14 protein-coding genes are annotated in these 15,232 nt (G+C 40.2%); 11 read left to right on the top strand and 3 right to left on the bottom strand.

The window, feature by feature from the left end; genetic code table 11:
- Window positions 1-30 precede the first annotated feature (30 nt).
- The gene (locus R2S08_RS04055) at window positions 31-1,569 is read right to left on the bottom strand and encodes an aldehyde dehydrogenase family protein (RefSeq protein ID WP_316833960.1); all 1,539 of its coding nucleotides are present in this window, start codon (window positions 1,567-1,569) and stop codon (window positions 31-33) included.
- Window positions 1,570-1,995: 426 nt separating this feature from the next.
- Between R2S08_RS04055 and R2S08_RS04050 the strand changes: the two genes are divergently transcribed.
- From R2S08_RS04050 to R2S08_RS04020, 7 genes are all read left to right on the top strand, one after another.
- Window positions 1,996-3,399, top strand: coding sequence for a tetratricopeptide repeat protein (locus R2S08_RS04050; protein ID WP_108555515.1), 1,404 nt, complete (start codon window positions 1,996-1,998; stop codon window positions 3,397-3,399).
- Between the two features lie 67 nt (window positions 3,400-3,466).
- On the top strand, window positions 3,467-4,234 hold the full coding sequence (locus R2S08_RS04045) for a phosphosulfolactate synthase (RefSeq protein ID WP_133779212.1): 768 nt from the start codon (window positions 3,467-3,469) through the stop codon (window positions 4,232-4,234).
- 45 nt (window positions 4,235-4,279) lie between these two features.
- On the top strand, window positions 4,280-5,020 hold the full coding sequence (gene aroE / locus R2S08_RS04040) for a shikimate dehydrogenase (RefSeq protein WP_316833959.1): 741 nt from the start codon (window positions 4,280-4,282) through the stop codon (window positions 5,018-5,020).
- 2 nt (window positions 5,021-5,022) lie between these two features.
- Window positions 5,023-5,604, top strand: a complete 582-nt coding sequence (gldD, locus tag R2S08_RS04035) for a gliding motility lipoprotein GldD (RefSeq protein ID WP_316833958.1) — start codon at window positions 5,023-5,025, stop codon at window positions 5,602-5,604.
- A gap of 14 nt (window positions 5,605-5,618) precedes the next feature.
- Window positions 5,619-6,254 carry an MBL fold metallo-hydrolase gene (locus R2S08_RS04030; protein WP_316834152.1) on the top strand — a complete coding sequence of 212 codons (636 nt, stop codon included), beginning with the start codon at window positions 5,619-5,621 and terminating at the stop codon, window positions 6,252-6,254.
- 13 nt (window positions 6,255-6,267) lie between these two features.
- Complete coding sequence (locus tag R2S08_RS04025) at window positions 6,268-7,494, top strand: FtsX-like permease family protein (RefSeq protein WP_316833957.1); 1,227 nt, start codon at window positions 6,268-6,270, stop codon at window positions 7,492-7,494.
- A gap of 2 nt (window positions 7,495-7,496) precedes the next feature.
- Window positions 7,497-7,877 (top strand): hypothetical protein, encoded by a 381-nt coding sequence (locus tag R2S08_RS04020; protein WP_133779216.1) that lies wholly within the window; start codon window positions 7,497-7,499, stop codon window positions 7,875-7,877.
- Here R2S08_RS04020 and R2S08_RS04015 read toward each other — a convergent pair.
- Window positions 7,871-8,716, bottom strand: coding sequence for a 1,4-dihydroxy-6-naphthoate synthase (locus tag R2S08_RS04015; protein ID WP_316833956.1), 846 nt, complete (start codon window positions 8,714-8,716; stop codon window positions 7,871-7,873). The two genes, R2S08_RS04020 and R2S08_RS04015, sit on opposite strands and share 7 nt — an antisense overlap.
- A 34-nt stretch (window positions 8,717-8,750) precedes the next feature.
- A complete protein-coding gene (mqnB, locus tag R2S08_RS04010; RefSeq protein ID WP_316833955.1) occupies window positions 8,751-9,380 on the bottom strand; it encodes a futalosine hydrolase in 630 nt (209 codons plus the stop codon).
- A gap of 70 nt (window positions 9,381-9,450) precedes the next feature.
- Here mqnB and R2S08_RS04005 point away from each other — a divergent pair, with 70 nt between their 5' ends.
- From R2S08_RS04005 to R2S08_RS03990, 4 genes are all read left to right on the top strand, one after another.
- A complete protein-coding gene (locus R2S08_RS04005; protein ID WP_108555844.1) occupies window positions 9,451-9,861 on the top strand; it encodes a 6-pyruvoyl trahydropterin synthase family protein in 411 nt (136 codons plus the stop codon).
- A gap of 15 nt (window positions 9,862-9,876) precedes the next feature.
- On the top strand, window positions 9,877-10,512 hold the full coding sequence (folE, locus tag R2S08_RS04000; RefSeq protein ID WP_108555845.1) for a GTP cyclohydrolase I FolE: 636 nt from the start codon (window positions 9,877-9,879) through the stop codon (window positions 10,510-10,512).
- Between the two features lie 93 nt (window positions 10,513-10,605).
- The gene (gene fabD, locus R2S08_RS03995) at window positions 10,606-11,490 is read left to right on the top strand and encodes an ACP S-malonyltransferase (protein WP_133779219.1); all 885 of its coding nucleotides are present in this window, start codon (window positions 10,606-10,608) and stop codon (window positions 11,488-11,490) included.
- Window positions 11,491-11,552: 62 nt separating this feature from the next.
- Entirely contained in the window at window positions 11,553-15,230 is a 3,678-nt protein-coding gene (locus R2S08_RS03990) for a HAMP domain-containing sensor histidine kinase (RefSeq protein WP_316833954.1), read from the top strand.
- Window positions 15,231-15,232: the final 2 nt, after the last annotated feature.

Raw genomic sequence — 15,232 nt, 5'->3', positions numbered from 1 at the left:
TTTTTGTTGTCCGGTTATTTTGTCCTGATTTTACAGGTCAAATTTGATTCCCTGTGCCAAAGGAAGGGTGTTTGAGTAGTTAATGGTGTTGGTTTGCCGGCGCATATAACCTTTCCAGGCATCCGATCCGCTTTCCCTTCCTCCTCCGGTTTCTTTTTCTCCGCCAAAAGCCCCGCCGATCTCGGCTCCTGAAGTTCCAATGTTGACATTGGCAATTCCGCAGTCAGATCCGTTAACGGATAAGAATTGTTCTGCTTCGCGAAGGTTTAAGGTCATTATTGCAGAGGAAAGTCCTTGTGGGACGCCATTTTGAAGGGCTATAGCCTGATCAAGAGTCTTGTATTTGATCAGATAAAGGATCGGGGCAAAGGTTTCTTCCTGAACAATCTCATAATGGTTTTCAACTTCGGCCACACAAGGTTTTACATAACAGCCTGAAATATATTGATCTCCCTTAAGAAGGCCACCTTCTACAATGAATTTTGCGCCCTCAGAAATTCCTTTTTTAATGGCTTTCTGATACATATCTACCGCTGCGGTGTCAATAAGAGGACCGACATGGTTGTGCTGGTCAAGTGGATCGCCTATTCTAAGTTGTCCATAGGCCCTAACCAGTTTATCCCTGAACGTATCATAAATGTCTTCATGAATGATCAGCCGCCTGGTAGATGTACATCTTTGTCCTGCAGTACCTACTGCACCAAAAACAGCACCTATGATAGACATATCAAGATCAGCGTCTTTAGATATAATGATGGCGTTGTTTCCGCCCAGCTCCAGAATAGTTTGACCGAAACGGCCTGCAACGGCAGAGGATACATGGCGGCCAATCCGGGTTGAGCCGGTAAAGGATACCAAAGGGATGCGCTTGTCGTTGTTCATCATATCACCTACAGCATTTCCGATCAGCAGAGAACTGATGCCTTCGGGCAAATCGTTTGCTTTTAAAACGCTGGCCAGAATGTGTTGGCAGGCCACAGCGCAAAGTGGTGTCTTGGAAGAAGGTTTCCATACACATACATTGCCGCAAACCAAGGCCAGGGCTGCATTCCAGCTCCATACCGCTACTGGAAAATTGAAAGCAGAGATAATGCCGACAATGCCCAGCGGGTGCCATTGCTCGTACATCCGGTGACTGGGTCTCTCCGAATGCATCGCTAAGCCATAAAGTTGTCTGGAAAGGCCAACTGCAAAATCGCATATATCGATCATTTCCTGTACTTCGCCAAAGCCCTCCTGTAAGCTTTTACCCATTTCATAGGATACTAATGTACCGAGATCTTCTTTGTACGCACGTAGTGCATCACCCAACTGGCGAACAATATCTCCTCTTTTAGGTGCAGGAACATTGCGCCATTTCAGAAAGGCTTGTTCCGCAGTTTTCATTACTTTTTCGTAATCTTCGGCTGTGGCCACCTGGACATCGGCTATCTTTTTACCGTCGACAGGGGAAAAACTCTCAATGGTTATTGCGTCAGAGGTAGCTCCCCAGTTATTTCCGGTGCTGTAAGCTGGGTTTACATCCAAGATACCTAAGTTTTTTAATACTGTACTGATCTCTTTTTTCATTGGAATATAATTTGTTTTTTATCGGTAATGAAACTATCATGTGCTACCAAATTCTATTCATATCGGCTTGTGTACTGTTGCACATGATGGTTTCATTGGTTCATGTCTGTTGCAATGTCGTTCTAAACAAATGTAAACAAAGATGCTCGACTACAGTTTAATAAAAATAGAACCCTTGGATTTCTTGACGGGAATATTACCAGGTTTGAAATTATGTTTTGTTCCTTTGTACTGAATTCTGAACAGACGGCAATGAATTTGCTGTATTTTAACTCTCCTTTAAATCTAAGCTAACTACAAATTTATCAGTTGATTATAATTTTAAGTGTGTGAATGTTGAAAATTATTTCGCCGGAGCTAGAATTAATTAGCTAAACTTATAATGTATTTAAAACAAAAGGGGACTGTTCTTTAATTATTCAATACATGGAAGAGGAATTTTACTTTGATTTTAGCGATGACGCACAACGTTCTGTAGAGCGCTACGAGGAGATGTTACGGAACCAGGATCAGTACTTTTTTGATGCCCAGGCCTTTGAGAACATCATTGATTATTATATTGAAAAGAGCGACCCGGTAAAGGCCCTGCAGGTGATTGAATATGCTCTAAACCAGCATCCTTATGCAGCGGTTTTCCTGGTGAAACAGGCACAGCTGTTATTTATTACGGATCAGATAGAACGTGCTTTCCTTGCTTTGGAAAAGGCAGAAATGCTGGAGGCTTCGGAAGCAGAGATTTATATTCTGAGGGGGAATATTTACAACAGTCTGGAACGCTATCATGAGGCTTTGGAAAATTTTCAGAAGGCCCTGGGTTTTGCGGAAACAACAGATGAGATCCTGTTGCAGATTGCTTATGTTTATCAGAATATGCTCGATTACGAGAAGGCTATTGTTTATATCAAGCAAAGCCTGGAGCAGAATATGGAAAACAAGGATGGCTTGTACGAGCTGGCTTTTTGTTATGACATCCTGGATAAACAGGAAGAAAGTATACAATTCTACAAAGAATATATCGACAACGATCCTTATTCTTATGCTGCATGGTATAACCTGGCCAATTCATATCACAAACTTGATTTGTTTGAGAAAGCTATTGACGCCTACGATTACGCCATTCTGATCAAAGATAATTTTGCTTCTGCCTATTACAACAAGGGAAATGCTTTGGTACAACTGGACCGCTATGCAGAAGCCATCGAGGTTTACAGGCAGACTTTTGAATACGAAAAGCCAAACGCTGACACGTATTGTGCTATAGGAGAGTGTTATGAGAAACTTGAGAAGATGGATGAGGCCCGCTCTTATTACAAGAAATCGGTGAAAATGGATATGAAGATGGCCGATGCCTGGTTTGGTATTGGGGTAACGCTTAATTTTGAAGAGCGTTATTTTGAATCTTTACATTTCTATAAAAAGGCGATTGAACTTGACGGAGAAAATCCTGATTTCTGGTTCGCGATGGCAGATGCCTACTATAAACTTGGGCAGATAGACAATTCTATTGAAGCTTACGACAAGGTATTGGAATATAATCCGCTGGATGTGGAGGCATGGCTTGATTTTTCGACGGTGTTATATGAGCAGGGAAAATTAAATGAAGCTGCCGAAACGATCTCCGAGGCCATTAAGAATAATCCGGACGCCGCGGAATTGTATTATCGGATGGTAGCTTATCTTTTTGCCCTTGGGGAGCATAAGGAGGCACTTATTTACCTGGAAACAGCTTTAAATACCGACCCGGATAAGCACTATATTCTTTTTGAATATTTGCCGCAGTTACAGGACAATGGGCCAATTATAGAGGTGATCAGCAAATACATTAAATAAAAAAATCCCCTTTTATTAGATAAAGCTGATAAAAGCAGCCTATTTTTTTTTCACCTTTGCAGAATATATGAACTATCCTTTAAATAATATACCCGTACGTCCTGTTAAACCTCGCCAGAAAGGCATAACAATGGTTATGGATAAGGGTTTAAGCTTGAGGCAGACGGAAGATTTTATTGATGTTGCCGGTATACATACTGATATAGTTAAATTTGGATGGGCGACTTCGTTTGTTACGCCTAATTTGAAAGAGAAACTGGCGATTTATAAAAGCGCGGGTATACCTACCTATTTTGGGGGAACATTGTTTGAAGCTTTTGTGATTAGAAATCAGTTTGATGATTACTGCAGAGTTCTGGATCAGTTCGGAATGGAATATGCAGAAGTTTCAGATGGGTCTATCACGATTGAACACGATGAGAAATGCGAGTTTATCCACAAGCTGTCCAAGCAGGTAACGGTGATTTCGGAGGTAGGATCAAAGGATGCGAAAAAGATATTTGCGCCTTATAAATGGATTAAACTGATGAATGCGGAGATTGAGGCCGGTTCATGGAAAGTTATTGCGGAGGCGAGAGAGGGTGGAAATGTTGGGATTTATAGAGATTCCGGAGAGGTGCGTGAAGGCCTGGTAGATGAAATACTCACACAGATACCTGAAGAAACCATTATCTGGGAAGCACCTCAGAAAGAGCAGCAGGTGTGGTTCATTAAGCTGATTGGAACGAATGTAAACCTGGGCAATATTGCTCCGGCCGAAGTTATTCCATTGGAAACCATTCGTCTGGGCCTTAGAGGGGATACATTTGATCATTTTCTTAATTTAAACAAATAAATAGCCGGTCTGGCCGGTTTTTATTATACAGATTCATATCACAGGATGAGAACATTTGGGTTAATAGGTTATCCTTTGTCGCACTCTTTTTCCAAAAAACACTTTACTGAGAAGTTTGAACAGGAGCATATTTTGGATTGCAGATATGAATTGTTTCCTTTGGAAAAAATCAACTTACTGGAATCCTTATTGGACAAACCTGGTTTGCGAGGCCTAAATGTCACCATTCCATATAAGGTCCAGGTCCTGCCTTATTTACAGGAGATGGAGGCGGCGGCTGCAGGAATTGGTGCGGTCAATTGTATTTCTATCGAATCCAGAAATGGTGAACGTTATCTGAAAGGATATAATACCGATGCTTATGGATTTGAAACCTCCCTCAGACCTTTTTTAAAAGCTCATCATCAAAAGGCACTGGTCTTTGGAGATGGGGGGGCTGCTAAAGCGGTGAAATATGTGCTTCAGAAACTGGGGATTGAATTCATCTCTGTAGTAAGAACGCCTGCGGAGGGATGCTTTTTATATCGTGATGTGACAGAATCACTCTTAGATACACATCATATTTTAATCAATACAACCCCACTTGGGATGTCGCCAAATATCGAAAGCTGCCCAGATATCCCTTATACCTGCCTTACTGGCGATCATCTGGCCTATGATTTGGTTTATAATCCTGAAGAAACGCTGTTTTTACGACAGGCTGCTGCGGCTGGTGCTTCAGTAAAAAATGGCATGGAGATGTTGTACCTGCAAGCTGAGCGCTCGTGGGAGATCTGGAACCGCTAGCTATGGGACGGATGTTTTTTTCGCTTTTTGTGCTTGTGCTCCTGATGTCATCCTGTCATCCGGATACTTATATGCCAAAGCCGAAAGGTTATTTCAAAATCGATTTTCCGGAAAAAAGCTATCGTTCTTACAAGGGAAGTTGTCCTTTTGTTTTTGATTATCCTGTTTATACAACGATTTCTGCTGATACAGAGCCTAATGCGCAGCCTTGCTGGAACAATTTGAATTTTTCACGGTTTAATGGAAAGATTCACCTCACTTATCATCAGATCTCTTCGAGAACAGAAGGGCTAAAGCTCATGGAGTACGCAAGAGAACTTGCTTTTAAACATACCGTTAAGGCGAATGCAATTGATCAGAAAGTGATTAATTATCCGGACCGAAAGGTTTATGGGATTTGCTACTACATAGAAGGCAATACGGCCTCATCTGTCCAGTTTTTTTTAACAGACAGTACGAAAAACTATTTTCGGGGTGCTTTGTATTTCTATGAAAGGCCACAATACGATTCAATTGCGCCGGTGGTCAATTTTATAAAAAAGGATATTGATGTTATGATCAATACTTTTAGATGGAAACAGTAAATAATATTGTGATTATGATGAATATTCAAAGATTTACGTTTAATGCTTACCAGGAAAACACCTATGTGTTATATGATGAGACGGGGGAGTGCGTGATCATTGATCCGGGTATGTATACCGGAGCAGAACAGAATGTACTGGTTAGTTTTATTAAAGAGAAAGGCCTGAAGCCTGTATTGCTTTTAAATACACATTGTCATATAGATCATGTATTTGGAAATAAGTTTGTATTTGATCAGTGGGGTCTAAAACCACAATTTAATAAAGGAGAACTGTATATCTTGCAGGCCGTACCGGGTTATGCACCACAAATGGGATTCAGTTATGAGCTTTCTCCTGAACCGGAAACTTTTCTGGGAGAGGCCGGAACCGTGGGTTTTGGGAACAGTGAACTGGAACTGATCTTTGCTCCGGGACATTCTCCTGCGCATTTGTGTTTTTATGCAAAGAACGAAGGATTTCTGGTTGGTGGGGATGTGTTGTTTTATGGCAGCATAGGAAGGACTGATCTGCCAGGTGGAAACCATGAGCAGCTTTTGACGAGTATTAGAGAAAAATTATTTACCTTACCTGTTGATTGCAAGGTTTACCCAGGTCATGGTGGACCCACTTCTATTGGTTTTGAAAAAGAAAATAATCCATTTTTCTAAATAGTAAAAAAAATTGAATACGGCCTTTTATATTGCACGCAGGTATCTTTTTGCAAAAAAATCTACCAATGCCATTAACATTATTTCCGCAATCTCACTTGCGGGTGTATTTGTAGGCAGTGCAGCCTTGTTAATTATCCTTTCGGTTTTTAATGGCTTTGAAGAGGTGGTTTTAAAAATGTATAATACTTTTACACCGGAACTTGTTATTGCGCCGGCAACGGGAAAAACCTTTGATCCCAGGATCGCGACTTTACAAAAGCTAAAGAATGACAAACGGATATATTCTTTTACAGAGGTTCTTTCTGAAAATGCCTTACTGAGGTATAAAGACAGGCAATCGGTTGGTTTGATTAAAGGAGTAAGTGATGCTTATCTCAAAAATCCAAACCTGGATACCATTGTTGTTCAGGGGAAATTTGTTTTGAAAAATGACGCGGGCTCTAATGCCGTTATCGGTTCTGCTATACAGAATTACCTCATGATCAATACCAATGACCCTTTTACGCCGCTACAGGTGTTCTCTCCTAAAAAAGGTGGTGGTCAAAGTTCAATTAATCCTGCAGATGATTTTACAATGAGCTCTATCCCTGTCGCCGGGGTTTTTGAGGTGCAACAGGATTTCGACAATATCACTATTGTGCCCTTAGGTTTTGCGAGGCAACTCTTTCAGGAAGAAAAGAAGGTGTCTTCTATTGAGATCAATCTGCAAAAAGGCATTTCGGCCGATGATTTTAAAAAGGAGGTTGAGCAGCGTATAGGAAAGGGTTTTGAGGTTAAAGATCGTTTACAGCAAAATAAAGTGTTGTACAATATCCTGGGTACCGAGAAATGGGCTGTGTATATTATTCTTACCTTTATCCTGATTATTGCTATATTTAATATTATAGGCTCGTTAACGATGCTTGTGCTGGACAAATTAAAAGATATCGCCGTGCTGAGTAGTCTGGGAGCGGGAAAAACACTGATAAAAAGAATATTTTTAATCGAAGGGATGATGATTACAATGACAGGATGTATATTTGGGCTTTTAATTGGGTTTCTCTTTTGCCTGATTCAGCAAAAATATGGTCTGGTCAAGATTTCGGAAGGAACAATTTTGAACGCCTATCCTGTTGCTTTTAAATGGACGGATTTTCTGCTGGTATTTTTTACTGTCGGATTGTTTTCCTTTGTGGCATCAGCTTTGTCTGCGAATTTAAGTGTGAAAAAGATAAATCATATAAATCAAGATTTCTAACCATGAAGCTTATCAAACAAATAACGTTATTATCTATTGTTCTCTCTCTTGCTGTTGTCGCATGTAACCGCAATACGTCTGAACAAAAGGACAGTGATGTTAAAGTGATAAAGGGCCTGTATAGCTTTGGGCCTGAGATTAAATCTTTTACGGATTGTGAAGAGGGCAGTGAATATTGGGTTGCGGACAGTGCAAAAACACTCGAGCTTGCCTATAGTAACCTGAATTTTGAAAAACCTTACGAACCTGTCTATATTGAAGTGGAAGGCCGAATAGTGAAATCCGATAGCTTGACTGTTTCTGCAGATTTCGATTCTACCCTTGTTGTTACCAAACTGATCAAGATCACTAAAGAGATACCAGACGGCCCTTGTAATCAATAGTTGTTTACATAGATGTTCTGGGTAATCTCAGGAATGACGCCTTTGGATTGTGCCATGGTAAACAGCGTGTCAATGGCCTTCCTTCCCTCAGGGCCAAGATCGATGGAATATTGGTTTACATAAAGCTCAATATGCTTGTACATGACCTTTTCTTCCATTTCCTGGGCATGTTGGCGAATAAAGTCCAAGCCTGATTTTGGATTTTCAAAAGCGTATTCTACAGATTTACGCAGTACGCGGTTGACCTTTTGCTGAATATCTTCAGATAGATTTCTATTGATTACAATTCCGCCAAGGGGAATTGCACATCCGGTGAGACCTTCCCAATAATTACCAAGATCTACAACTTTGTGCAAGCCTTTATCGCTATAGGTAAAGCGGTTTTCGTGGATAATCAGGCCCAGATCTATTTTTTCCGCTAACAGGGCATCTTCTATTTCAGAAAAGACCAGTTGTTCTTTATTGGTAAGTTCAGGATAAGCAATGCCAAGAAGGAAGTTTGCTGTAGTAAATTTGCCTGGAATTCCAACCAGAAGTTCGGGTTGAAGTGTACGCTGTTCGGTGAGTTCTTTGTTTTTACAGATCAGCAGAGGACCTACCCCAAAACCAAGTGCACTTCCGGCATCCAGTAAAGCATATTGATCCAGGACATAGGCGAGGGCATGAAAGCTAAGTTTGGTGATGTCCAGCTCGCCCCGCATTGCTTTTTGGTTGAGGGTTTCTACATCGTCAAAAAATACTTCAAAATCCAATCCTTCCGTATCAATTTTATGATGGATCAGGGCATCGAAAATGAAAGTGTCGTTTGGGCAGGGCGAAAATCCTAAGGTTAGCTTCATGCCGTAAATTTAAGCATTGGCTAAAGTCATTTGGTTATGTATTTGTCAAAAAATCTATCGCCCAATCGTTGAGATTTTTTATAGCAAGGCCTATTTTCCAGGTTTCTTTGTTCCGTTCTTCCACATAATTAGAGATACTTCTGACTTGTAAGCAGGGCACTGATGCTTGTTCACAGGAATAGAAAACCGCAGCGCCTTCCATGCTTTCTGTTACGGGTTGAAGTCTGGTTAAAACAGATTGAATAGTTTCTGTATTGCCATGTACAGTGTTCACCGTAATTCCTGAGACAATTCTGAGGTTTTGGGTAAGTGGCAAAAGTGAGGGGGTAATGCAATAATTACTTTTTCCAAAACCAAGCTGATCTATAGGCAGGAATTCATTTTTGTTTTCTGCGCCCAGTTCGGAGAACGTGTCAGAGGTGATATTGACCACGCTTCCCAATGGGATGGAGTGATCAAATGAGCCCGCAATACCAAGATTAAGGACCAATTGATAGGGTGTTGTCAGCTGTTTTCCTAGTGCATAAGCCGTTGCTGTCATGCCAACCCCGGTAATGAGCAGGTCAAAACCAGCTGTGGATTGAAACTGTTCATGAGAGAGACCGAAGTGGTCATAAACAGGTCCGATTTCAGGCAGAGTTGCTGCAACAACAAGTATCTTCATGTATCGAAGGTAATTAATTTGTAGCGACTTAAACCTCTTTCTGCGTATATTTGCAGTCAATTTATAAGAAATGATTTACATAACACGAAAGGCGTCATTTAATGCCGCACATAAATTATCCAGGACAGATTGGTCTGAGGATAAGAATACAGAAGTTTATGGAAAATGTGCCAATCCAAACTGGCATGGACATAATTATCAGTTATATGTTACTGTTAAAGGCGAAATTAATCCGGAAACGGGCTTTCTTGTCGACCTGAAATGGCTCAAGGAAATCATCAACATTAATGTTGTAGATAAGATTGATCACAGGAACCTGAACCTGGATGTGGATTTTATGAAGGATAAACTGGCTTCTACAGAAAATCTCGTTATCGCAGTCTGGAATGAACTGATCCCTCACATAGAAAAGGAAGGGATACAATTGCACAGTATAAAAATTTATGAAACCGAAAATAATTTTGTTGAATACTTCGGGTAATTAGCGTACAAATAAATGGATAGTAAAACACAAAAATTCACCGAAGAAGAGAACGAAGGTTATTTAAAGATAGACAGGTATAATGAAGAAAAGATAGCCTCTATTGCTGGTCATTATAAGGATATTTTACAGAAACTTGGAGAAGATCCCGAACGTGAGGGCTTGATTAAAACGCCTGAAAGGGTAGCTAAAGCTTTGCAATACCTTACACATGGTTACGATACCAAACCGGAAGAGATTCTTCGTTCTGCGATGTTTAAAGAAGACTACAGTCAGATGGTTGTGGTAAAAGACATAGAAGTTTTTTCTATGTGTGAGCATCATATGCTCCCGTTCTTTGGAAAAGCACATATTGCTTATATTCCGAATGGTCATATTGTTGGTTTGAGCAAAATCCCGCGGGTTGTTGATGCCTTCGCCCGCAGGCTGCAGGTTCAGGAAAGACTGACTAATGAAATAAGAGATTGTATCCAGGCAACCCTTAATCCGGCAGGAGTAGCGGTGGTGATGGAGTGCAAACACTTATGTATGGCCATGAGAGGAATTCAAAAACAAAATTCTGTGACTACAACCTCTGCTTTTACGGGTGAATTTGCAAAAGACAGAACAAGGGCAGAGTTTTTGAGGTTAATTACAGCGAATTTACATTAATAGAAATTTTTAAGAACATGATGAAGCCGATAGGATTAATTATTTTAATCCTATCGGCTTCATCTGACAACTAAACATACTAAAAATAAATAGATGAAAGCATACATATTTCCAGGACAGGGTGCGCAGTTTTCAGGAATGGGGAAAGATCTTTATCAGAATGATGAAGCAAAAGAATTATTTGAAAAGGCAAATGAGATTATTGGTTTCAGAATTAGTGATATTATGTTCTCCGGTTCGGATGAAGAATTAAAACAAACGAATGTAACGCAGCCAGCTATCTTTTTGCATTCTGTTATTCTTGCAAAAACTTTAGGTGCTGAATTTAAACCGGATATGGTTGCAGGACATTCTCTTGGAGAATTCTCTGCATTGGTTGCTGCTTCTGCTTTATCTTTTGAAGATGGATTAAGACTGGTGATTGCCAGGGCAAATGCGATGCAAAAGGCTTGCGAAATCCAACCGTCTACAATGGCCGCAATTCTTGGTCTTGCAGATGAGGTTGTAGAAAAAATCTGTGCAGATATCCCTGAGGTGGTGGTACCGGCAAATTATAACTGCCCGGGCCAGCTGGTGATATCAGGAAGTCTTGAGGGCATCGATATTGCTTGTCAGAAGTTAACAGAGGCAGGTGCAAAGAGAGCACTGAAACTGAATGTTGGGGGAGCCTTTCATTCGCCGCTTATGGAGCCGGCAAGATTGGAACTTCAGCAGGCTATCGAACAAACATTGATTCAGGCACCGGTTTGTCCAATTTATCAAAACGTAGATCCAACACCAAATACCGATCCTGAAAAGATCAAATTGAATTTAATTACGCAATTAACCGGGGCTGTACGCTGGACGCAGACTGTAGAAAGTATGCTTGCACATGGTGCAGATGAATTTATAGAGGTTGGTCCTGGTAACGTACTGCAAGGTCTTGTAAAAAAGGTCAGCAGGGAAGTTAAAACCAGTTCAGCGACAGTTACTGTTTAATATGAAATTTCAAATCAACTAATGTGAGCGTAGGGGGTAGAATCCGGTTTCTGCTGTTAATCATGGGTGTATGCTGTATTCTGACGGCGATATCCCTGAAGAATTCTATCACCAGGAAAGATCTTTTAAAACATGAGGCGCAGAAACTGCAGGCTAGTCTTTCGGCAAGTGAACAGTTGGTTTTTAATTTTTTAAATCAGAAGCAACAGGTAGAGCGGGCAAAAAAGTTCCACTTATCTGACGTACTCGGGTTAAATTTTATCAATACCTATAGAGAGAAAGGTATTAACCTGATGACTTATAAGGATCATGAGCTTAAATTCTGGAGCTCTTATCGAATTACTCCCCCCCGAGACAGTATGGTTAAGGAGGGGGTATCCTTTATGTCCTTTCCAAACGGTTCTTATGAGGTGATTAAGAAGACTTTAGGAAGCTACGTTTTTGTGTTTCTGATCGATGTTAAAAATGACTTCAGGATAGAGAACCGCTTTCTCAGGAATGATTTTTCAAAAAATCTGATCTCTTCGAATGTCCTGGAGCTGGCCTCTTTTACAGATGAAGAGTTTTATGGAATTAAAAGCAGTACAGGTAAATTACTCTTTGAAGTAAAGCTCAATCCGGGTTATAGTAAAAATGTGTACTCCACCATTGAAGTCTGGTTGTGGGTTGTCGGACTTTTTAGCTTTTCCTTGTTTTTTAATGGATTATGTGCGTGGCAGGCAAAAAAGGGGCATTATGTGCTTTCAACTCTTCTGTTAATCGGTTTTTTTACAGTCGTCAGGTTAACGGATTTACAATATGGCTGGTTCAATCATCAATTCAGCCTGGAACTCTTCAGCCCGACCGTGTACGCAGAGAGTTTTTTTCTGCCCTCTCTTGGAGATCTGTTACTGAATGTAATTTCGATTACCTGGGTATTGCTTTTTATTTATACTTATAAGGATAAATACGTTCTTCCAGACCGGCTCGTCAGAAGTAAAGCAGCAGGTTGGTTTCTCCATGCCATGATGTTGTTGCTGTTCTCCGGAATTGCTTTTTTGATTGATCAGGTTTTTTCTGGTTTAATCTACAACTCGAAAATTAATTTTGACATCACCAATATTATAAATCTTGGCTGGACAAGCTGGATCAGTATTGTAATTTTATGCCTGGTCTGGTTTAATGTTTACCTGATAGTAAGTGTTTCCATGCAGCTGAGCAGGGAATTGAGTGTGTCTAATAAAGAGCGTCTGATCCTGTTTTTGATCTTGTTTTTTGCTTACTTTATCTATAGGGCGGAGGTTGAGTTTACCGCATTTTTTATCATATATGCATTCTTCCTGTTTATTATGGGATGGAATATCTATATCCAGAAAAATAAATTTTCTATTGGGATTTATGCCGTTCTCTTTTTCTGTCTGGCCATGATCTCTTCTATAAAGTATGTCAAGTATAAGGATATAAAGGAACGTACCAAAAGATACGCCATTGCGCAAAAATTGCAATCGATGGATAATCCCTTGGTGATCGGTTCTATTGAAAGCCTGGAGAACGGAGTCTCATCTGACCACTTCGTACTGAACTATTTTAAGACACCAGCACTATATAAGCAGATTAAGCTGGAGAAACTAATTGATAAGAAATACCTGGATCGCTACCTTGCCCAGTTTGAATACAATTTGTATACCTTTAATTATGCGGATTCCTCTTTGAGCCAGGAAGAAAGCATTCCGCTTTCTCATTATAAGAATCTGGTCAGATCTGGATCGGTTAAAGTTTCCAATTTTTTTTACCGGCTCAATGATACTTTTGGCTATCAAAGCTATTTTGGAATTATTCCGGTTTTTTATAACAAGCATATTCTTGGGACTTTGGTTCTTGAACTTAAATACCAGCTATATGATTACAACAGCCAGTTTCCTGAACTGCTGGTGGATGGGAAGGTAAAAAGTGATGAGGATTACAAAGACTATTCTTTTGCTTTCTATAATAATGGCAAGCTCATTAAACAGTCCGGTAAATTCACTTACAAACTCACCAGTATCGATTTTAAAGGCCATAAAGATGAGCCTGTATACATTAATGATGATGTACTGGGCTATAGTCATATGGTGTATATGCCCAGTACCTTTAAAACCATTGTCATTAGTAAGGAAAAAGTATCCTATGTAACCCGTCTGGCCATTTTATCCTTTTTCTTTTTGGTCTTCATTGTCTTCGCAGTTTTGCTGTACATTCTCATATGGATTGTCAAAAACATAGACGAGAGCTGGGGTGGCTGGTTTAACATCAACAGATCGCTGATGATCAACGCCAACAAGATTTTATACAGGACCAGGATACAATTCTCCATTGTACTTTCGGTAGTGGCTACGCTGTTGATTGTTGGATGGACTACCTTTTTTTATATCAGTTCAGAATACAGGAAACAGCAGGATGATTTTATCAGGGAGAAACTGAGGAAGGTTCAGCTGTCTTATGAGAAGCAAGTTTATGTGAATGGGATACCAGCGGCATCTGACCAGTCTAATCAAGAATTTAATCAGTTTTCGGATATCAATGGTGCTTATCTGAACCTTTTTGATACCAGTGGAAACCTTCTTTATACATCTATTCCAAAGATATATGATTACGGGCTCCTGGGGACTAAAATGGGGTCAAAAGCCTATATTTATCTAAATAAGCTGCAAAGATCAGAATACATCAGTGCGAATGAGACGATCGGTGATTTTACTTATTCTGCTGCCTATGCGCCAATCAGAAATCCGCAGAACCAAACGATCGCTTATATTGGTTTGCCCTATTATGGTAATGAGGGCGATTATCAATCTAAAATTGGCTTGTTTGTCAATACGCTGATCAATATTTATGCTCTTGTTTTTGTAGCCATTGGAATACTTGCAGTTTTCCTGGCCAATCAGATTACAAGTCCGCTTACCTTTATACAGGAAAGTATCAGGAAAACAAAACTTGGGCAGAAGAATCAGCCTATCTTGTGGTCCAGGCATGATGAGATCGGCTCTCTGATTAAAGAGTACAATAAAATGATTGCAGCATTGGAAGAGAGTGCGGTAAAACTCGCTAAATCTGAAAGGGAGAGCGCATGGAGAGAGATGGCTAAACAGGTGGCCCACGAGATTAAGAATCCCCTTACCCCGCTAAAACTTGGTGTTCAGTTGCTGGAGAAAGCCTGGAAAGAGAAGGATGTCAATTTTGAGCGTAAATTTGAAAGGTTCAATAAATCTTTTATTGAACAGATAGATAGTCTGGCTACCATTGCTTCTGAATTCTCGAACTTTGCGAAAATGCCAGATACAAAGCTACAGACTTTACAGCTCCTGCCTATTATACAGCAGGCCAGAAATGTTTTTGTAAATGAGAAAGGAGTGGAGATCACTATCCAGAATCAGAGTAACCAGGATGTGTTTATTCTTGGGGATAAAGACCAGTTGCTGCGGACCTTTAATAATTTATTAAAGAATGGAATTGAGGCTTCAGCAGGAACGGATGGTTGTTTGATTTATATTAAGATCAGGAACGATCAGAAAAAAGTCTGGGTAGAGGTTTCTGATAACGGGAAAGGCATTGATGATGAGTTGCAGGACAAGATCTTTGCCCCTAATTTTACGACGAAGTCTTCAGGAACCGGATTAGGGCTTGCCTTTGTAAAGCAAGCTGTAGAAAATGCAGGAGGAACCATTGAGTTTAATTCTGTGATTGATCAGGGTACAACTTTTTACTTAAGCTTTCCGTTGGCTTAAAC

Origin of the sequence: Pedobacter nutrimenti (assembly GCF_032678445.1) — a bacterium.
Taxonomy (GTDB): Bacteria; Bacteroidota; Bacteroidia; order Sphingobacteriales; family Sphingobacteriaceae; genus Pedobacter; species Pedobacter nutrimenti_A.
The sequence above is the reverse complement of the archived record's forward strand: the minus strand, read 5'-3'. Positions and strand labels throughout refer to the sequence as shown.

Bases quoted from the DNA above. Each gene is read 5' to 3' on its own strand.
- R2S08_RS04045 (WP_133779212.1), top strand. From the start codon at position 3,467: ATGAACTATCCTTTAAATAATATACCCGTACGTCCTGTTAAACCTCGC.
- folE (WP_108555845.1), top strand. From the start codon at position 9,877: ATGGATAGTAAAACACAAAAATTCACCGAAGAAGAGAACGAAGGTTAT.
- mqnB (WP_316833955.1), bottom strand. From the start codon at position 9,380: ATGAAGATACTTGTTGTTGCAGCAACTCTGCCTGAAATCGGACCTGTT.
- fabD (WP_133779219.1), top strand. From the start codon at position 10,606: ATGAAAGCATACATATTTCCAGGACAGGGTGCGCAGTTTTCAGGAATG.
- gldD (WP_316833958.1), top strand. From the start codon at position 5,023: ATGGGACGGATGTTTTTTTCGCTTTTTGTGCTTGTGCTCCTGATGTCA.
- R2S08_RS04020 (WP_133779216.1), top strand. From the start codon at position 7,497: ATGAAGCTTATCAAACAAATAACGTTATTATCTATTGTTCTCTCTCTT.
- R2S08_RS04055 (WP_316833960.1), bottom strand. From the start codon at position 1,569: ATGAAAAAAGAGATCAGTACAGTATTAAAAAACTTAGGTATCTTGGAT.
- R2S08_RS04050 (WP_108555515.1), top strand. From the start codon at position 1,996: ATGGAAGAGGAATTTTACTTTGATTTTAGCGATGACGCACAACGTTCT.
- R2S08_RS03990 (WP_316833954.1), top strand. From the start codon at position 11,553: ATGGGTGTATGCTGTATTCTGACGGCGATATCCCTGAAGAATTCTATC.
- R2S08_RS04030 (WP_316834152.1), top strand. From the start codon at position 5,619: ATGATGAATATTCAAAGATTTACGTTTAATGCTTACCAGGAAAACACC.
- aroE (WP_316833959.1), top strand. From the start codon at position 4,280: ATGAGAACATTTGGGTTAATAGGTTATCCTTTGTCGCACTCTTTTTCC.
- R2S08_RS04015 (WP_316833956.1), bottom strand. From the start codon at position 8,716: ATGAAGCTAACCTTAGGATTTTCGCCCTGCCCAAACGACACTTTCATT.
- R2S08_RS04005 (WP_108555844.1), top strand. From the start codon at position 9,451: ATGATTTACATAACACGAAAGGCGTCATTTAATGCCGCACATAAATTA.